The sequence below is a fragment of the Fodinibius salinus genome, assembly GCF_008124865.1.
GTDB classification, from domain to species: domain Bacteria; phylum Bacteroidota; class Rhodothermia; order Balneolales; family Balneolaceae; genus Fodinibius; species Fodinibius salinus.
The window spans coordinates 276,732-296,929 of sequence record NZ_VNHY01000003.1 but is presented as its reverse complement, the minus strand read 5'-3'; the positions used below and the strand labels follow the sequence as shown (position 1 = coordinate 296,929).

The window sequence follows — 20,198 nt, the reverse complement described above, 5'->3', positions numbered from 1 at the left end:
TAAAGTATACCTGCAATTCAACAGAAAATGAGTAGCCTAATGATACCGGGAATGTAGGTTTTACTTTACCACGAACCTCGGTATAGAAGACGGTATCTGTACCAGCACTTCATAATTCATGAAGTTTCTCATCTCACTAAAGGATGCAACAGTCATCTCTTGATCACCTTGCTTACCAATTATAACCACTTCATCTCCTTTAGATACCTCGGGGATATCCGTAATGTCGATGGTGAGTAGATTCATATTAACAAGTCCTGCCACTGGTGCGCGCTCTCCTTTTACCAATACAATCCCTACGTTTGTTAAGTTACGACCAAAACCGTGTGAATAACCAATAGGTATGCTGGCAATTTCTTGGTCGCGACTGGTTAAATAAGTATTGCCGTATCCCACAAACTCACCGGCAGGAACCTTCTTCGTGCTCATTATTTGGCTTTTCCAAGTCAATACACGTTCCAGCGGATCTTTGTGCTTGGCCTGCACATCAGGATATCGTTTGACAAAGTTCATGTAGGTTTCACGATTGGGCCAGAATCCATACTGGGAGATACCTATGCGCACCAAGTCCATAATCGTCTCTGGATAGTTAAGAGCCGAAGCAGAACAAGCTGTATGACGATGTTTTGGATTTATATCACGCTCTTCAAACCAATCGCAATATTCCTCAAAATTTTCAATTTGCTCTTGAATACGCACATAATTCCCAACACTCTCAGCTCCAGCATAATGTGTGCAAATTCCATCGAGCTGTAAATGTTGCCTATATTTCTTGATGAGTGAGACCGCTTCTTCAAATTTATGCTCTTCGAGTCCCAGCCTGTTCATGCCGGTCTCAAGATGCAGATGGATCCGTGCTTGCTTGCCAATACGATCGGCTTCCTCGATAGCTGCCTTTAACCTATTAAGTTCAAACACAAAAAAGGAGACATCATTTTCGATGGCCCAGCCCAGCGCACCATTATTGATCATCCCCATAATCATAACGTGGGTCTCCTCGTAATTTTTAGCTCGACAAGCTTTACGAGCTTCATCAGAACTAAAAACTGAAAAATGACGCACTCCGCACTCCTCTGCCATAGGCACAAAATCTTCGATCCCGTGCCCATAGGCATTCCCCTTGATGACAGAACTAAACACCACATCCTTACCAACGTAATCCTGTAGAAATGAAACATTTTTCTCAAAAGATGATTTACTCAGCTCAATACGGGATGGATATAAAGCATTCTTCATGATTCGTTCAATACCTCTGTTACAATTTGCATAAACATTGAAATTCCAGTGGAAATAATTTCATCAGGAAAGTCATAATCCTCGGCGTGCAAAGCAGGCTGCTCTTTTCCTGCTCCTAATCCAAACATAGCACCTGAAATCTCCGCCGTGATATGACCAAAGTCTTCTGACCAGCTAAACGGATACTGTTTTACATTTAACTTATGCTCTAAATTCTGAGCAGCTGAAGTTATATAATCTACGGCCTCACTATTATTAATCGTTGAAGGAAATTCCTCTACCCATTCATGATCAATAGCAAGTTCATACGTTTTTGCAGTATGGTTGGCAATACGCAGGCACTGTTCTTTCAAGTTGGCCAAGACGTTATCATCATAGGCGCGAAGTGTGGCCATGACAGTTGCCTCACCGGGAGAAGTACCGAAAGCTCGCTCCCCCAGGTCGGCATTAATAACCGTTACCTTTGCGGCCTGCTCTAGTGAACTGTAGAATTGAGGAATAGCCGAAAACGCTTCAACCATTTGCGCCATCGCCAATGCCGGACTCTTACCTTCTTCGGGATGGGCAGCATGCGCCGTTGCCCCTTTGAGGCGAATAATACATCCTACTGATGCTGCTGCAAATACATCTTTACGAACAATAATCTGGTGCTTCTGAAAGCCCGGAAGATTGTGCAAAGCAAAACAATAATCTGGCGATAAATCTTGAAATTTTTCATCCTCAACAACCCTTGACGCTCCCTGTCCCGTTTCTTCGGCTGGCTGAAAAAGCAGTGATACCTTTCCGGTTTCTAAAGGGTTTTGAGCCAATAACTGAGCCACTCCACATAATATAGTCATGTGTCCATCGTGGCCGCACTTGTGACCAACGCCTTCAGTCTTTGACTGGTAATCAACATCATTTATGTCGGGAATGGGCAACGCATCAAGTTCGGAACGCAGCAAAATATGTGGGCCTGTATGGTCTCCCTTATAGGTAGCTAAAATTCCCTCTCCCCCAATGCCGGTTTGCAGATGATGGGGGGCCGTTTCTTCCAAAAAATCTGTAATAAATTTACTGGTTTTTTGTTCATTCCCCGAAATTTCTGCAATGGAATGAAGATGATGCCGAATGCTCGTTAATTCTGTAAGATCACTGTCAATATTAAAAGGCATGCTGTACATTCTAACTCTAAATTTCCACAATGCTTAATTAGTGGATTTTCACGCAGAATTGCCAATGGTAATAAGAGTAAAACGATAGAAACACTCTTCTTTTTACTTAATACAAATCTCCTAATATTATTCGGGGATCTGGGTACTTTTCTAACGCCTCTTCTCTATTTTTTTCTGAAACTACACCGGGCATATCGGCTTCTTTGGGATCATCAACCGAAAGTTGAAAATGAAGATGAGGCTCCCACCCTCCGTTGACTTTTTCGCTACCGAGAGTGGCAATCTGCTGTCCTTTTGCAATCTCACCTCCTACTTTTACCATCTCCAAAGATTCGCGGGACAAGTGTCCATATAAGGCAAATAAATCTTCATTATCAAAATTGTACTTGATAACAATAGTAGGACCGTAGTCACCGTCGTTGTCGTTTTGTTGTTTATAAACAACTAGCCCCTCCCAAAAAGAGAAAACGGGCTCCCCTGCCGATGCCCAGATGTCAATACCCATGTGGATATTCCTGCGACCATCAAACAAAGGCGTATTATACATATCGGTACGCTCTTCGTTATATCGGCCAATTCCCCAACCCTGTTCTCGGATAAATGCTTCATCATATCCGCCAGAAAAATCAAATATATAAAATGCTTCCGGATCATCCGGATAATCCATTACTTTTGAAAAACTATAATCAGATAAGTCGGACATAGATTAAAATTAAACTATTTATATCCTAAAGAAATACTAAGCAACATGCTATTAACGGACAGAGTGACAAAATTGTTACTCTACAATTTTATCAATATAGTCGGAGTTCATAATACCAAGGGCTCCCATGTATTTCATTCGAAAACGAATAAAGTCACCAACCTCGTAGCCGGCTTCATTTTCACCCACATCAAGAATAAGCATATCCGAGCTGGCATCGGCAATTTCAACATTCCCTTCTATATCTATAAGATGGTCGGGATTAATATCCAGGTATCCAATATCCAAGATGGCGCGATAGGAAGTTTCTCCCAGCTGATCTTCGTCAATTTCAGTCCTTTCTCCCTGTGGATCCAAACCCAGTTCTCCACTGGGCACTTTGGGTTTTTCGGCTATTTCAATAACCTGCGAATAAAGCTCAAGAACATCATTATGCATCCCTTCGATCGTGCCCTCTGTAAATAAATTCTTTCCAAAGAACAGAGCCTCCCCTACTCTAAAATGATTCACGCCGCTGGGCAGCTGGTTACGCAAAAGTAGTGGTATGGTCACTGTTGTTCCACCGGATACCAAGGGGATGTTTTTATCAAAGCGAAGCTCAATAATCTGTTTATAAAGTGAAAGCTGAATCAGCTTATCCTCATCAGGCATTACCCCGTGCATGCAATTGAGATTGGCACCAATCCCAATCACTTCGATATTGGTGAGCTTAAAAACTTTCTCATAGAAATCGATCAAATTTTCCCTGATCACCCCTTCTCGCAGGTCACCCAACTCAATCATGATAATGACCTTATGAATTTTATCCTGCCGTTGGGCCTCTTCGGAAAGAGCGTGGAGCGTAGAAAGCTCAGTATTAAGACTCACATCAGCATATTTTACCACCGAATCGATAATATCTCTCGGCGGTGGCTTGATATATGTCGTCAGAGTATTGGGGTCAATCTCCTTAATCTTTTTCAGGTTGCTGATCCGGGAATCAAGCATTTCACCAATCCCAAGATCAGCTACTTCTTTCAAATATTCTTCATGTCCACAGAGCAGCTTTGTGGTAATACCCCACTTGATGCCATTTTCTTTGAACAGATTATCGAGATAATCGTAGTTATCGCGTAGTTTATCACGATACAGTTTTAAATAGGCCATTCCCTATTTCTTAAGTCTCATTTCTAAATATTTGTTCGTAAACCCGTATTTCTCATACAGGTGCTTGGCAGGATTGTCGGGCTCAACATGCAGCGCTATATCTCCTTCGGTTTCGTCAATAATTCGTTCCATCAGTTTTTTACCCAATCCCTGTCCGCGTGCCTCAGACGCTACGGCAATATACACCAAAATATGCTCGGGAATAAAGCCAGCCATGTTGGTATCGTTAATAATTACCGTACCTAAAATTTGATCCTCCTTATGGGCAACTAAAATAAAACCGTCCTGAGCTTCTTTATCTCCATATGCATAACTGATGCACGATAATATATGCTTTTTTTCATCTCCATATTCATCTAGATGTTCATACAAAAAGTCTGCGATATCTTCGCGACTAAAAGCTGTGGGATTCTGGATATCAGATTGTATAATATCAAATTCCATGTTAAGCAGTTGCATTAATATTTTCTTGTGCCTGTACTTCGGCTTTTGATCCCTTACTATCGGGAAAGATCAGTGAAACAACAAAGAATACGATCGCTGAAACACTAATACCAAATACGTTAGCATCTAGTCCGGCAGGTAGTTTTTCTATAGACCAAACAATTTTCGGTAAATTAAACAATGGTATAACTTGAAGGTTTAAAACAATAGTTTGCAGCAAAAGTTCCAGCGCCAGTGTTGTTCCCCCGCCTAAGATCATAGCTGCAATTGCACCTGTGCTGCTACTCTTGGGCCAGTAAAGTGCACCCAAAATAGGTACGAACAATCCTGATACCATAAATGCATATGAGTACAGCATTAGATTAAGCACATTAGTCATTCTTGTAGCTATTAATAATGCTCCGGCACCAATGATAAGGGTCGTTATCTGCGAAAACCGCAAAAAGGTATCGCTGTCATGGTCAACATCTTTAAAATAACCAATAATATCGGAAACTACATTACCGGATGCGGCCATCAGACAACTATCTGCGGTAGAGAGTATAGCCGAAAAATAGGCGCTCATCATAATCCCCATAAGTCCAACGGGCAGTACGGTACGTAACAGCATAGGGAGACCAGTTTCAGGATCGGCCTCGGCAGCGTTTGCAACACCTAAATAATCGAACATGCCTTGAGCAGCACCCACTTTAGCAAACAGTCCTAAGGAAATACCCATAAATGCCATCACCGGCCATTCAAAAAGTCCGGCTAAATACCAGGCTCGCTTAGCCGTTTCCTCGTCATTACAAGCGTAAATGCGCTGGTACAACGTCATGCCTACAAACCAGATAGGAATAATCGTGACTGCCCAGTACACCACGCGTTGCCAATCCATATTTGTCATTGAAAGCAGAGCCGGATCAACAGTTTGTGAAATAGCTTCCCAGCCGCCCACGGCATAGTATGATATAGGAATACCTACAAAAATGAGTCCGACCATTAGGATGGCCCACTGTACGGTATCAGTGTAAATAACAGCTTTGAGCCCGCCCATTACGGTATAAAGTACGGCTACAGACCCCATAATAATAAGTGCTGTTTGTAAGTCCAGATCAGCGAAAGTGCCTGTTGCCAGCTTCGCGCCGGCTAAAATCTGAGAGCTTGTAAAACCAGCGTATCCCACTGCCGAAATAATACCGGCTACCAAAGCTACTTTAGGATTAAAATAATACTTAAAAACTTCTGGAAAGGTGTAAGCATTATCAAAGGCTTTATTCCCTTTCACTTTTGGGATAAGAAGCACAGCGGCAAGCCAAGCACCAATCAAACCTGTAAAGAGCATCCATGATCCCGATAGGCCCATCACAAAACCCAAGCCACCAAGACCAATAGAGAATCCACCGCCGACGTCAGTAGCAACAACTGAAAGGCCAACGTGCAGACTACCCATGTTGCGACCGCCTACATAATAGTCATCAGCTCCTTCATTTTTTTTCAAAAAGAATAACCCAAAACCTAACATGGCTACCATATAACAGCCAATAATCGTCAGGTCAATCCAATGCATATAACAATTGTCGAATAAATTGGACTTCTATCTAATAGAAAAACCCTTGAGTATTACAGCTCAAGGGTTTTAATTTGCACTTAATATAGCCGTAAACAGATGTAAATACCAAATTTCAGTTCGGCCTTTCTGCAATATATTATAATATCACCAAAGCAATTTTTCTTGACCAAAAATCATTCTATTTTATATACCATTTTTAATTAATAAGTATTTATGATTTCTACCCCACAAGCCATAGAACTAGAACAGTATTACGGAGCTCATAATTACCATCCATTGCCTGTTGTATTATCAAAAGGTAAAGGCGTACATGTATGGGATCCTGAGGGTAATAAATATTATGATTTTTTATCAGCCTATTCGGCAGTTAACCAGGGACATTGCCATCCCCGAATTGTAGAAACATTAAAAAATCAGGCCGAAAAATTAACGTTGGTCTCACGTGCTTTCCACAGTGATCAGCTCGGCAGATATGAAAAATACATGCACGATCTTTTTGGATACGACAAATTGTTGCCAATGAATACGGGAGCTGAGGGCGTGGAGACAGCCATTAAGCTCTGCCGAAAATGGTCGTATGAAAAGCAAAACCTGACACCGGAACAAGCAACAATCATTGTTGCCAAAGGTAATTTCCACGGTCGAACAACCAGTATCATCTCTTTCTCGAATGACCCAGTGGCACGCAAAAATTTTGGCCCCTACACTCCTGGTTTTGTTTCTGTACCCTATAATGATTTGGAAGCGCTGGAACAGGCACTGCAAGAAAAAAATGTAGCAGGATTTATGGTAGAACCTATACAGGGTGAAGCCGGCGTGGTTGTTCCCGATGACGGTTATCTTAAAAGAGCAGCTGAACTGTGTGAGAAGTACGATACACTTTTTATTGCTGATGAAATTCAAACCGGCATTGCCCGAACTGGTAAAATGCTTTGCGTAGATCATGAAAATGTGCATCCTGATATTGTAATCTTGGGGAAAGCATTGTCTGGTGGGGCTTATCCGGTATCAGCAGTACTGGCTGATGATCCTGTAATGGAATGTCTGCGGCCCGGTGAACACGGCTCTACCTATGGTGGTAATCCGCTTTCTTGTGCTGTAGCTATGGAAGCACTTCAAGTTATTGAAGATGAAAAGCTTGCTGAAAATGCAGAACAGCTAGGGGCAATCTTTCGCGAAGAAATGAATAAACTTGTTGAACAGTCGGATTTGGTAACGCTCGTAAGAGGAAAAGGACTGCTTAATGCCATTGTGATTAATGACTCTGAAGATAGTGATACTGCCTGGAATATTTGCCTGCAACTAAAAGAAAATGGACTCCTAGCCAAACCTACGCACGGCAATATCATTCGCTTTGCACCTCCTCTTGTTATGACTGAAGAACAACTTTATAATTGTATCAAGATCATTAAGAAGACTATTGAACAATATGAAAAAACGGCTGTTTAGTGTATACAAAATCCCATTGTCACAAGTTATAAACTTGCGACAGTGGGTACTAAACCGTTAAAGCTCATAACTATAGTTCGATACTTGTTCTAAACCATAACACTTACTGTCTCTCTCCTTATTTTCTTTTATAACAGTTACTGTAATAGCCGTTCTCTTTTCTTATTAGATCGATTTTTTGGGGAAGCCAACCGACAGATGAAATCCTAAAAAGAAGATCGGCCTTGTGCTTTTCGAGTTGTTTCCCAGCCCATTATTTCAGCTCAAGCAACTTTTAAGACCGATTTTCACAACCCTCTCTTGGTAGTTAATTCCTTATGGAATTCAATTCCCTGTTCGAGATATATCTGATATAAAGTTTACCATATTCTGATGAATACGGTACGTAAACAGTATATATTGTATTTCTTTCCTAAAAATAAAAAAGCGACTTTCTCGTCTTGAGAAAGTCGCTTTTGGTAGTGGCGGGGAGAGGACTTGAACCTCTAACCTTCGGGTTATGAGCCCGACGAGCTACCAATTGCTCCACCCCGCGATGTGAGTCCCAAAGTTAAGGCTTGACATGGGTACTTGTCAATAGTAAATTCAATTTTCTTCAGGGACACACCATTCCTCTCTAAAACACTGTTTAACCAATAGAAATAGCTTATGTCTCAGACTGATAACGTAACGGCCGAACAAGTTCACGATATTCTTGGCAAGCATATTTTAACTGATGGGTATGATATGGTGCTCGACCTCGAAAAAAGTGAAGGTAGCTACCTATATGATGCCCGGAATGGTGATCGATATCTGGACTTTTTTACATTCTTTGCTTCTAATCCCCTGGGAATGAATCACCCACGGCTGGCCAATAACAAGTTCCGTAATAAAATCGGTAAAGTAGCCGTCAACAAGCCATCAAACTCGGATGTTTATACCGAAGAGATGGCCAAATTTGTAGATAATTTTGATCGTGTGGGTATACCGGATTATTTACCCCATTCGTTTTTCATTTCCGGCGGAGCCCTGGCCGTAGAAAATGCACTTAAGGTAGCCTTCGACTGGAAAGTGCAAAAGAATTTTGAAAAAGGATATCGGCAAGAAAAAGGACATAAAGTACTCCATTTTGAGCAGGCTTTTCATGGTCGTACGGGTTATACTATGTCACTCACCAATACTGACCCCACCAAAGTAAAATACTTTCCTAAGTTCGACTGGCCGCGCGCTATTTCTCCAGCCATGACCTATCCGGCTACGGACGACAACATTCGTGAAACCGTAAAAGATGAAGAGCGTGCAATTGCCCAAGCCAAACGATTTTTTGATATATATAAAAATGATATTGCCTGTATTATTATCGAACCTATTCAGGGTGAGGGCGGAGACCGGCATTTTCGGCCAGAATTCCACCAGGCACTGCGCGACTTAGCCGACAATCACGAAGCACTACTTATTTATGATGAGGTACAGACTGGTGTAGGGCTGACGGGCAAATTCTGGGCACATGAGCATTACGTTAAACCCGATATTTTAGCATTTGGTAAAAAAGCCCAGGTATGTGGAATACTGGCCAGCGAACGCGTCGATGAAGTTGAAGATAACTGCTTCAACGTGTCTTCACGTATTAATTCGACTTGGGGCGGCAACCTTGTGGATATGGTTCGATTTGGACGGATTCTGCAGGTAATTGAAGAAGAGAATCTTGTTGAAAATGCTGCCAAAGTTGGAACCTACCTGCAGGATAGACTCCAAGATCTACATCAACAGTTTGAGCACGTACAAAATCCCCGCGGAAAAGGATTATTTTGTGCTATCGATTTTCCCAACTCTCACATCCGCGATGCTGTCATCGAAGAATGCAAAAGAAATAAGCTCATGATTTTGTCTTGCGGTTCAAGAACAATGCGCTTTCGACCACCCCTTACTGTTTCGAAAGAGCAAATTGATGAAGGAGTCGAGATTATTGGTCAATCCATCAAGACTGTTCGTGATAAGGTGTAAGTATTATAACTAATCAGCAACTGCTGACTAAAATAAAGTAGCCCGTTGGCAGTAGACGGTCTGGTTATTTACTGTCAGGGGCCTACTTTTTATACCATCTGATGTGACTCAGGCTGGATAGTAATCTCATTAAGCACCGATCCTTCTGGCTGATTGGCAGCATAATAAGTGGATTTTGCCACTTCCTCGGCCGACAACATTTTGTCTTTCTGTACACGCATATCTACTGTTTCACTATCCCACATTGGGGTATCAACACCGCCAAGATACATAAGCGTAAACTTGACACCGCTACGCTTGTATTCTTTCACAAGAGATTTTGTAAATCCGGTGATAGCAAATTTTGAAGCAGAATAAAGCGACGAATTTTTCATGGAATACTTACCTACACTGCCGGGAAACATAATAACCCGCCCCTTCTTTTTAGTCGCCATATAACGCACTACCGTCTGCGTCACCAGAAAGGTGCCATACACATTTACATCCAGCATCTCTTTGGCATCTTCGGGATTGATATCAAGCAGTGGCTGAATTACAGCAGTACCAAAAGCATTCACGAGCACATCAATAGATCCCAGGTCCTCAGTCACTTCACGCGCCATTTTCGATACCGAAGCTAAGTCTGTAACCTCCACATTGATTACAAATGCTTCACCGCCTTCATCATTAATTTCTTTAGCCACTTCTTCAACTTTCTGTTGATTGCGGGCGGCAAGCACTACTTTTGCACCAGCCTTAGCAAATACGCGTCCACATGCACTGCCAATTCCACCTGAACCGCCAACAATGAGTACAACCTTATCTTCCATTATGCTAATACTTTTTATTCTGGTTTTCTGGTCTGCTCTATAAAGGACTTTGCAACAAGATTCGTTCATCTAAAACAAAAGCACCGCAGCGGAGCTACGGTGCCAGAAAATTCAATGTTATCTGTGAGAAGCATGAGAGCCTGCCTCAACAGCCAAGTGAGATATTAATCTCACTTTACCGCTGCTGCATATCGGCCTGAATCACATTATCATAAATCGACAACATCTCGTCTGTTGACAATCTTAACAGATCTGCAATTTCGAAATCATCTTCCTGGTCGCCTACTACTCCCAATTTAACAAATGGAATATCATTATCTGAAAAATGATTTTCTAACGATGACTGCTGATCTTTACCACAAGTGACTACCACTCCGGATTGTGCTTCACTGTACAATACTTCGTGAGTACTATTCTTAAGCTCATCTACTGAAATGGAAGCGCCTTTCCCAGCAAACATCGCCATTTCTGCCAAGGTTGTTGCTAATCCACCATCAGAGATATCATGGGCTGCATTCACCAGATTCTGCTGTATCGCCTCCAAAAGTGTTGATTGTAATTGCGCTTCGAAGTCCAGATCAATTTCAGGTGCATCTCCGGTGTTAAGATCATGTACTGCATGTAAGTATTCACTTGCACCAAGTCCTTCCCGTTCTGCACCCATGTAGTAAATGATATCGCCCTCATTCTTGAACTCCGGGGTCATACGATCGTTCTCCAGATCTTCAATCAAACCCAACATGCCGATCACCGGCGTTGGGAAGACCGCCATTTCCGGGTTTTCATTATAAAAACTTACATTTCCACCGGTTACCGGTGTATTAAACGTTCGGCACGCATCACCCATGCCCGCCAATGCTTCTTTAAATGTCCAATATACTTCGGGTTTATAAGGATTCCCGAAATTCAGGCAATTGGTAATAGCCATCGGCTTGGCACCGCTGCAAACAACATTTCGCGCCGATTCGGCGACGGCAATTTGTCCACCCTTACGCGGATTTAAATGCACATACCGACCATTGCAATCAGTCTTAACGGCTAAAGCCTTATCCGTTCCCTTAATACGTACCACGCCTGAATCTGAGGCACCGGGACCGTTAACTGTATTAGTACGTACCATAGTATCATACTGTTCATAAACCCATCGTTTGGATGCGATATTCGCGGCTCCCAGTAACTGTTTCACGATAGCTTCGTGATCATCAGAATGGTCCAGTGAATGCATATCGAAGCTCTGTGTCTCTTCGAGATATTCTGGTTTAGTGGCTTCGCGCTCATAGCGCGGTGCTCCGCCGCCCAATACCAGACTGTCAGCGGGAATATCGGCCTTCACTTCTCCATCTTTGACATAGGTCACATTTTCGCCTTCTACTACTTCACCGATAACCACAGCGTTCAGGTCCCACTTCTCATATATATCAATAATTTCTTGCTCCCGACCTTTCTCGGCCACTACCAGCATCCGCTCCTGACTTTCAGAAAGCAATAGTTCATAAGCTGTCATACCGTCTTCACGTGCCGGAACCTTATCTAAATCAAGACGCATGCCCACGCCCCCTTTGGCAGTCATCTCAGAAGATGAACAGCTAATCCCTGCTGCTCCCATATCCTGTACACCTACAATGCCCCCATTTTTGATAATTTCGAGCGTAGCTTCGAGCAGTAGTTTCTCCGAGAAAGGATCGCCCACCTGCACACTTGGACGTTTATCTTCGCTTTCTTCACTAATCTCTTCGGAGGCAAACGTCGCACCATGGATCCCATCCCGGCCGGTATCAGAACCAACAATAATTACGGGATTGCCTACTCCTTCGGCAATAGCGGATGCCGTTTCATCTTCTTTGACAATACCAACACTCATAGCATTAACCAGTGGATTGCCTTCATACTTTTCATCGAAGTATATTTCTCCACCTACCATCGGCACGCCAAAGGAATTGCCATAGTCTGCAATGCCGCGTACCACGCCATCCAGCAAAAAGCGAACGCGAGGAGTATCAAGATCACCAAATCGCAAAGAATTTAGGCTGGCAATGGGACGCGCTCCCATCGTAAAAATATCGCGGTGAATGCCGCCCACACCCGTTGCTGCACCTTCATATGGTTCAATGGCAGATGGATGGTTATGGCTTTCCACTTTAAATACGCAACCGAGCCCATCTCCAATATCAACCAAGCCGGCATTTTCTTCGCCGGCATCAACCAACATCTGCGGGCCTTCGTTGGGCAGTTTTTTAATCTCCAGGATGGAATTTTTATATGAGCAGTGCTCACTCCACATCACCGAATACACCCCCAGCTCAGTAAAGGTCGGCATACGTCCGAGATAATCCTTGGCCATCTCGAACTCTTCTTCTGTAAGTCCGTGATCTTTGGCTAATTCAAGTGTTACTTCTGGTTCTTTAATGGTTGTATCAGACATCAGTTATAAAATATGTAAGTGTTGGAAGGTTATATTTCCAAATAATTTATTAATGCGTCAAAATCTTGAAAAACAAAATCAGCTTTCTTGTGCTTGTTCGTATCCCCATTGGATGTAAACCATGCAATACTCCATCCATATTGTGAACCACCTTCAACATCAGAAGAAAAAGAATCACCGACATACAGGATCTCATCCTTTTCTACGCCGGCTTGCTCGGTGGCATGGGCAAATACTTTGGGATCAGGCTTAAGTGCACCTACATTTTCGGATATTATTGTATGATCAGCTGATTCGTAAAATCCGAACTGTTCAAACTTAAGCCGCTGAGTTTCGGCAAATCCATTGGTTAAGATTCCCACCGGATGATACTCCGATATTTTCTGATAGGCTTGTTCCGCACCATCAACCCATTGCCAGTGATTGCGGTAAAATTGCAAGTACTGATCCCCAACCTCTTTGTACTTGCTACCGTCCAGGTCCAAATTTTGTAGCGTCTGTTCAAAGCGATTGCGCTGAAGTTCCGTACGGCTCACCTCCCCCTGGCTGTACTTCTTCCATTGCTTACTGTTTATCTTGTGATATTCATCAATAAGTTCTTGTACATCAATATCCTCAAAAAATGGAAAGTGCCTGTGGACATCCTTTAATCCTGACTGCTCAGCTTCTTTGTGGTGGAGCAGCGTATCATCCAGATCAAAATAAATAAAGCTGTAGGACAAAACTACAAAATTAGCATATTGAAAATTAAGAGCTTAAAGATAGGGAACTCCATACTGATCAAAAAATATTGTTCGGCTAAAATTGATTTACTGCTGAGCTATCAGCGGCAAAATCAACGGTAGATGGCTATAACATTTTTTATTACACAGAGTTAAACTCGATTTATTTTTAACAAGTGATATGTTGTATCAATTTTATTAAGCTTTCGTATATTATGGCAAATCTTTCACTCAAATTTTTGGCAAATGAATATTAAGACTATTATCGGAATTGCTATTGCAGCCCTCATAATATTTTATGGGGTGAGCGTAAACAATAGCCTGGTAGAAAAGCAAGAAAGAGTAAATCAAAGTTGGGCACAAGTTGAAAATCAGTATCAACGGCGGTCAGACTTGATTCCTAACTTAGTAAATACCGTAAAAGGGGCAGCAGATTTTGAACAGAAGACCCTTACTCAGGTTACCGAAGCTCGCAGCAAGGCTTCCTCCATTCAGGTTTCGGCTGAAGATCTAAACAATCCGCAAAAAGTACAACAGTTCCAACAAGCCCAGAAGCAACTTTCCGGAGCACTATCCAGATTATTGGTAACGGTCGAAAAGTATCCTGAGCTTAAAGCCAATCAAAATTTCCAGGATCTGCAAACGCAGCTGGAGGGAACCGAGAATCGTATTTCCACGGAACGACAACGCTTTAACGAATCAGTACAAACCTATAATACCGCAATTCGTAAATTTCCGGGCAGCCTGTTTGCAAGTATCCTCGGCTTTGATAAGAAAGCCTACTTCGAGGCTGAAGAAGGCGCCAGTGAAACGCCCGAAGTAAATTTTAACTGACTATAAACTATCAAGACAATGGCAACACAAGAACTACTTACAGAAGAAGAGGAGCAGCAAATTATAGCAGCCATTAACAAGACCGAACAGAAAACAACCGGAGAAGTTCGCGTCCATATCCAAAAACAATGCAACGGAAATGCACTGGAACACGCCGCACGTATTTTTCACGATTTAGGTATGGATGCTACAAAAAGAAAAAATGGCGTGCTCATCTATATCGCTTTTGAAGATCATAAAGCCGCCGTTTATGCTGGTAAAGGTATCGATAAACAGGTACAGGAAGGATACTGGAATGATGTACTGAATATTCTGCTTACTCATTTCAAAAAAGATGAGTTTGCAAAAGGAATTCAGGAGGCAATCAGTGAAGTCGCAGGCAAACTTGCTGAACTGTATCCCTACGAACACGATGACATTGATGAACTAACCAATGAAATAAGCTATCAGGATAACTAAGATTTTACTTTTGATATGACCTTTTCGCGATTTCAACAATCATTATCCGTACTGTTACTTTCAAGCGTGTTTTTACTGTGTCTTCTTCCCACAGCAGTGGCACAAAATTTACCTTCTGAACCCTCTGGCCATGTGAATGATTATGCCCATATGCTCAGCAACTCCGATCAAGAACGGCTGGAAACCAAGCTTCGCAATTATCGAGATACTACCACGACGGTCATTGCCATTGCGATGTTAAAAAGTCTAAATGGGGTTTCTATTGAAGAAACAGCTACGACCCTATTCAATGACTGGAAGATGTGGCAGGGAAATAAAGATAACGGCGTACTTATTGTAGTAGCCAAAGAAGAACAGAAAATGCGTATTGAGGTAGGTTATGGTCTGGAAGGTGCTATACCCGATATTATGGCTGGACGAATTATCCGGCAGATTATGAACCCAAATTTTAAAAAGGGTAATTACTATAAAGGACTGGACGAGGCTACCTCCGCTTTAATACAACTGTCCAGCGGAGAATTTGAGGGCCAATTGACCAAAAAATCTTCAGAAGATGATGATATGGCTTCATACATCATTTTTGCCCTCTTCATCATTTTTGTAATCTATTCTTCCTCTCGCAAAGGGCGCGGTAAAGGCAAAGGGAAACGCAGACGTACACTGGGTCCGGCAGGTTTCATATTGTTTGGCGGTGGCTCTGGTGGAAGTTCAATCGGAGGAGGAAGCAGCGGTGGTTTCGGTGGTTTTAGCGGCGGAGGCGGATTCGGCTCTGGTGGTGGTGGCGCGAGTGGTGGCTGGTAAAATTGTGTTTGATAAGACCTTAATCTAAAAGCCCCAAACCTTAACAGTAGCGGGCTTTTAGAATTTTAAATCGTTACCGGCTCAACCTTAGCCAATGCCTGGGTTAAATCAGCAATAATATCATCCCCCTTTTCAATACCAACAGCCAAGCGGACTAATCCATCAGTAATACCCGCCTGCAAACGCAACTCTTCATCCATCACTGAATGCGTCATTGAGGCAGGATGCTGAATCAGTGTATCGGCCGTACCCAAACTCACGGCCAGCGTGCAAAGATCAACATTTTCCATGAGCTCCACACCGGAATCAAAACCACCTTTGAGCTCAAAACTTAATACTCCTCCATAACCATCCTCAAAAATATCAGACGCTAAATCATGATCTGGATGAGAATGTAGTCCCGGGTAAAATACATTACTAACAGCTTCGTGCTGGTCCAAGTATTCTGCAATCTTCATCGTATTTTCAGCGTGGCGCTCCATCCTCAGGCTAAACGTTTTCAACCCATTTAACAGCAACCAGGCTTCAAAAGGACTCATGACGCCGCCCAAATTTTTTCGATACGTTGCCAGGTTAAACTCCTCAAAAATAGTATTCCGACCAACTACTGCCCCACCAATGAGCGTGCCATGACCATTTAAATACTTTGTAGCTGAATGTACCACAATATCTGCTCCATGCTCCAGTGGCCGTAGGTGATACGGTGTAGCAAAGGTATTATCAACAACAAATGTCACATCGTAAGCTTCAGCCAAATCAGCAATTGCAGAAATATTTGATACCTCCATTGTTGGATTGGCAATCGTTTCAGCATAAATCACCTTCACATCCGGGTTATCATTCAAGGCTTTATCCAAAGCATCCAGATCATTCAAATTCAAAAAATGCGTATCAATACCCAGCTCCGGAGCCTCCTCTTTCAAAAACTGTCCGGTGCAGCCATAAAGGGCGGGTTGTGCAATGACTGTTCCCTCTTTCGCCATAGCAATCAATGCAGTGCTTATTGCCGCCATACCACTACTGAATGCCAGAGCTGAAATTTCTTTATTGTCTGGTAAACCCAAACCTTCCAACCGAGCAAGTATACTTTCCAATCTATCTACAGTTGGATTACCTAACCTTGAATAAGAATGCGTTGCTCCACCCTCCTCATGAGCAAAAAATTTGCGACCGTCTGCTACAGAATCAAATTTGAAGGTTGAAGTCTGGTAAATCGGCATTACATGTGAACCAAACGGATCACTTTTGGGATGATCTGCATGTACAGTTTCGCTTTCGATACTGAATTTTGATTTGTTCATGGTCTTAATCCTCGTCTATCGGAAGATGATGATTTTCTTTTTTCGTGGACAGCACAATATTACTATAGATACGCTCAATCCCCGGCAGTCGGGTTAGTTTATCATGCATAAAATTCTCATAGGCCGACATATCTTTGACGACAATCTTCAGCAAAAAGTCAGAGTCACCGGTTATGTGATAACAGGTCTGAATCTCTGACATCTCATCAATGCGCTCACAAACCTCGTCTAATGTATGCATCTGGTGCACCGCCAGCCGAAGCGAACAAAAAACGACTAAACCTTTTCCAATTGCTTCTTCATCTACCCGGGCACCATATCCTTTGATAATACCTTCCCTCTCCAAGCGCTTTACACGCTCTAAAGTAGGCGTTGTCGTAAGGCCAACCTTGTCAGCTAATTTATTATTGGGGATACGTCCGTCCTGTTGAAGGATGGTTAAAATCTTTCTATCAATATCATCTAAATTATAACCAGACATATCATATTAAGCTATTCTTTAACCTTTTAAAAGAATTATATACTATATAAATTATATTACATAGACTAAATAACTATTTTTATTCGTAATAATCAATATAAATTGGTTGCAATAAAAAAGCCCCGTCAACCCTAAAGGTTAACGAGGCTCTTATACTCAGACTAAATTATTATACCAGCTATCCTGCTACATTTTCAGCCTCGGCACTGTCTTTTAGTTCGGGAGTCGAAGGCGTCTGATTCTCATACTCCTCCAGCGTAAACTCATCCACCTGCACAAGTTCTACGCGTGCATCTTCTGCTTTTCGGATCAGTTCTGCCTCTTCATCCGTGATGATACCTTTCTCTTTGGCTTCATCAATGACAAAACGCGGCTGTGTTTTAGGCAGTTCTTTTTTCTTGGTTGCTTTATGAATTTTCTTATAAACAGGCTCTGCTTTTTCGAGCGATTCAAGCGCATGTTCATATCGGCCCATTGCCTGATCAATATCCTCAGGCATATAGATACCATCCGTCATTCGATCACGCTGGGCTCCTCTTTTTTGCATAGCCTGTGCAACTTTATGCCCAAGCTTATCGGAAGGCCGACTACCAATACGGTTTACCCTGGACCACAGTGCAATGGGACCTTGAAATAACCAGCTTAATCCCGGAACGCTTATATCCTCATAAATAGCATCAAAAGCCTCTTGAATTTGGCCAAAGGCATGCTCCATCGCCCATTCAAAGAAAATTTTGTCTTCTTTTTGATTTCCTTCAGCTTCATAGCGTCGAAGTGTAGCAGTAGCCAAATACATCCAGCTAAGGATATCAGCAAAGCGTCCGCTTATCTTTTCTTTTATTTTAAGTCCCCCGCCATATGATCCCAATGCAATATCAGCAAGTAAGGCAAAGGAGGCAGATGCCCAAGACAGTTTCTTATAATACTTCGAGGCCGCACCGCTTACCGGCGTCGAGGTGAATTTGCCGCGGGTAATACTCATTAATAATGCACGACCTGTATTACGTACTACATGACCAATATGCCCCCAGAAAGCACTATCAAACTTTCTAGTATCACCTTCCGTAAGGGCATTAATCTCATCATACGCATAGGGGTGGCAACGGATTGCCCCCTGTCCAAATATCATAAGGCTTCGGGCCAAAATATTAGCTCCTTCTACCGTAATGGCAATAGGCATAGCAATATATTGATGGGCCAGAATATTTCGAGGTCCACGTGAAATTCCAGCTCCTCCCTGAATATCCATTGCATCATTAATAATATCACGGGCAATTTCCGTAAAATTGTACTTGGCAATAGCCGTAACCACCGATGGTTTTTCGCCAGTGTCGAGCGCGCCGCAAGTATATCTACGTGCAGCATCTAACAAATAAGTAGAACCACCTATACGGGCCATCGGTTCTTCGATACCCTCAAACTTTCCAATATTGATACCAAACTGTCGTCGAACGGCAGTGTAAGCTCCCAGTGCTCGGGTTGCTACTTTAGCACCGCCGGTACTTTGGGCGGGCAATGAAATACCACGACCCACGCCTAGCGACTCCATCAACATTTGCCAACCGTCACCGGCATTCTCGGGACCACCAATAATTTGATCAACAGAGACTACAGCATCTTTGCCGTCAATGGGACAGTTATAAAATGGCACGCCCAACGGATCGTGACGACGTCCTAATTTAATCCCTTCAGTCTCACTCGGAACAAGCACACAAGTAATACCGGGAAACTCACCATTACCCAGATGATTCTCCGGATCGTGTAACTTTATCGCCAATCCAATAACCGTAGAAATAGCAGCCAGCGTAATGTACCGTTTCGTAAAGTTTAGACGGATGTATAACTCTCCGTCATCTCCTTTGAATACTTCTCCTTCAGCTGTCATTGCCCCGGCATCAGAACCAGCGGTAGGTTCGGTAAGCCCAAAACAGGGCATTTCTTCTCCGGTAGCCAATCGTGGCAAATAATGATCTTTTTGCTCGTCCGTTCCGTAGTGCATCAGCAATTCTGCCGGACCCAATGAGTTCGGTACCATTACCGTCGTTGCCAAAGGGCCACACCGTGACGCAAGTTTAGATACTATAGCACTGTGTGCCGTTGCAGAAAAATTAAGTCCACCATACTTTTCGGGAATAATCAGCCCGAAAAATTTGTGCTCCCGCATAAATTCCCAAACTTCATCTGTAAAACCTTTACGCACAAATACATCCCAATCATCAACCATCCCGCAAAGCTCTTCTACAGGACCGTCCAGAAAAGCCTGCTCGTCTTCAGTCAACTCGGGATACGACTCATTCGCCAAGCGATCAAGATCCGGCTTACCAGAAAACAGCTCGGCATCCACCCAAACATTACCTGCTTCTATAGCCGTACGCTCCGTTTCTGATATGGCCGGCAAGAAGTTAATCGCCTCCAATAACTTCATCAGCGGACCAGATAGTAACGTCCTGCGAACGGGTTTTACATTAAACAGTACAATAAGGCCGGCATAAACCCAGAATGCCCAAGTTGGTGCCGAAAAGCCCCACAGGGCTATAAATCCAGCGGCACCCCATATTAAAAGCGGCGTTCCCCATGCGGCAAACAATACAGACACAATGACCATAGTTGTAATAACCGCCCAAAGTGGATACTGATATAAAAATCCAAAACTTTCTTTTAAAAATTCCATAATATACTTGGTTTAAGTTACATGCTTACAA

At 42.8% G+C, this 20,198-nt stretch carries 17 protein-coding genes and 1 tRNA gene; 5 read left to right on the top strand and 13 right to left on the bottom strand.

Annotated elements, in window-relative coordinates; translation table 11 throughout:
- Positions 1–60 precede the first annotated feature (60 nt).
- The 6 genes from alr to LX73_RS10470 form a co-directional block, all read right to left on the bottom strand.
- Complete coding sequence (gene alr / locus LX73_RS10495; protein WP_148899454.1) at positions 61–1,236, bottom strand: alanine racemase; 1,176 nt, start codon at positions 1,234–1,236, stop codon at positions 61–63.
- Positions 1,233–2,390 (bottom strand): amidohydrolase, encoded by a 1,158-nt coding sequence (locus LX73_RS10490; RefSeq protein ID WP_211359414.1) that lies wholly within the window; start codon positions 2,388–2,390, stop codon positions 1,233–1,235. The genes alr and LX73_RS10490 overlap by 4 nt, the downstream gene beginning before the upstream one ends.
- 106 nt (positions 2,391–2,496) lie before the next feature.
- Positions 2,497–3,093 (bottom strand): peptidoglycan DD-metalloendopeptidase family protein, encoded by a 597-nt coding sequence (locus LX73_RS10485; protein WP_148899452.1) that lies wholly within the window; start codon positions 3,091–3,093, stop codon positions 2,497–2,499.
- Between the two features lie 75 nt (positions 3,094–3,168).
- Positions 3,169–4,239, bottom strand: a complete 1,071-nt coding sequence (locus LX73_RS10480) for an alanine racemase (protein ID WP_148899451.1) — start codon at positions 4,237–4,239, stop codon at positions 3,169–3,171.
- A gap of 3 nt (positions 4,240–4,242) precedes the next feature.
- Positions 4,243–4,683, bottom strand: coding sequence for a GNAT family N-acetyltransferase (locus tag LX73_RS10475; protein ID WP_148899450.1), 441 nt, complete (start codon positions 4,681–4,683; stop codon positions 4,243–4,245).
- 1 nt (position 4,684) lies between these two features.
- The gene (locus LX73_RS10470; protein ID WP_148899449.1) at positions 4,685–6,232 is read right to left on the bottom strand and encodes a sodium:solute symporter family protein; all 1,548 of its coding nucleotides are present in this window, start codon (positions 6,230–6,232) and stop codon (positions 4,685–4,687) included.
- A gap of 216 nt (positions 6,233–6,448) precedes the next feature.
- Here LX73_RS10470 and rocD point away from each other — a divergent pair, with 216 nt between their 5' ends.
- Entirely contained in the window at positions 6,449–7,684 is a 1,236-nt protein-coding gene (gene rocD / locus LX73_RS10465; protein ID WP_148899448.1) for an ornithine--oxo-acid transaminase, read from the top strand.
- Positions 7,685–8,146: 462 nt separating this feature from the next.
- Here the strand turns inward: rocD and LX73_RS10460 are convergent.
- A tRNA-Met gene (locus LX73_RS10460) sits at positions 8,147–8,219 on the bottom strand.
- A gap of 113 nt (positions 8,220–8,332) precedes the next feature.
- Here LX73_RS10460 and lat point away from each other — a divergent pair.
- A complete protein-coding gene (lat, locus tag LX73_RS10455; RefSeq protein WP_148899447.1) occupies positions 8,333–9,667 on the top strand; it encodes an L-lysine 6-transaminase in 1,335 nt (444 codons plus the stop codon).
- A gap of 89 nt (positions 9,668–9,756) precedes the next feature.
- Here lat and LX73_RS10450 read toward each other — a convergent pair whose 3' ends face one another.
- The 3 genes from LX73_RS10450 to LX73_RS10440 all read right to left on the bottom strand — a co-directional run bounded on the left by LX73_RS10450 (position 9,757) and on the right by LX73_RS10440 (position 13,620).
- Positions 9,757–10,476 (bottom strand): SDR family oxidoreductase, encoded by a 720-nt coding sequence (locus LX73_RS10450; RefSeq protein WP_148899446.1) that lies wholly within the window; start codon positions 10,474–10,476, stop codon positions 9,757–9,759.
- Between the two features lie 175 nt (positions 10,477–10,651).
- Positions 10,652–12,898, bottom strand: a complete 2,247-nt coding sequence (gene purL / locus LX73_RS10445; protein WP_148899445.1) for a phosphoribosylformylglycinamidine synthase subunit PurL — start codon at positions 12,896–12,898, stop codon at positions 10,652–10,654.
- Positions 12,899–12,927: 29 nt separating this feature from the next.
- Complete coding sequence (locus LX73_RS10440) at positions 12,928–13,620, bottom strand: HAD family hydrolase (protein WP_148899444.1); 693 nt, start codon at positions 13,618–13,620, stop codon at positions 12,928–12,930.
- A 246-nt stretch (positions 13,621–13,866) separates the two neighbouring features.
- Here LX73_RS10440 and LX73_RS10435 point away from each other — a divergent pair, with 246 nt between their 5' ends.
- From LX73_RS10435 to LX73_RS10425, 3 genes are read left to right on the top strand one after another with little or no spacing between them, the layout of a single operon-like run.
- A complete protein-coding gene (locus LX73_RS10435) occupies positions 13,867–14,454 on the top strand; it encodes a LemA family protein (RefSeq protein ID WP_148899443.1) in 588 nt (195 codons plus the stop codon).
- Positions 14,455–14,472: 18 nt separating this feature from the next.
- Positions 14,473–14,913, top strand: coding sequence for a TPM domain-containing protein (locus LX73_RS10430; RefSeq protein WP_148899442.1), 441 nt, complete (start codon positions 14,473–14,475; stop codon positions 14,911–14,913).
- 15 nt (positions 14,914–14,928) lie between these two features.
- On the top strand, positions 14,929–15,714 hold the full coding sequence (locus tag LX73_RS10425) for a TPM domain-containing protein (RefSeq protein WP_148899441.1): 786 nt from the start codon (positions 14,929–14,931) through the stop codon (positions 15,712–15,714).
- A 65-nt stretch (positions 15,715–15,779) separates the two neighbouring features.
- Here LX73_RS10425 and LX73_RS10420 read toward each other — a convergent pair whose 3' ends face one another.
- The 3 genes from LX73_RS10420 to LX73_RS10410 form a co-directional block, all read right to left on the bottom strand.
- Entirely contained in the window at positions 15,780–17,015 is a 1,236-nt protein-coding gene (locus LX73_RS10420) for a trans-sulfuration enzyme family protein (protein WP_148899440.1), read from the bottom strand.
- Between the two features lie 4 nt (positions 17,016–17,019).
- Positions 17,020–17,496: an Lrp/AsnC family transcriptional regulator gene (locus LX73_RS10415; RefSeq protein WP_148899439.1), complete on the bottom strand. Its 477-nt coding sequence runs from the start codon at positions 17,494–17,496 to the stop codon at positions 17,020–17,022.
- A 178-nt stretch (positions 17,497–17,674) separates the two neighbouring features.
- Positions 17,675–20,167, bottom strand: coding sequence for an acyl-CoA dehydrogenase (locus LX73_RS10410; protein WP_148899438.1), 2,493 nt, complete (start codon positions 20,165–20,167; stop codon positions 17,675–17,677).
- Between the last annotated feature and the right edge of the window lie 31 nt (positions 20,168–20,198).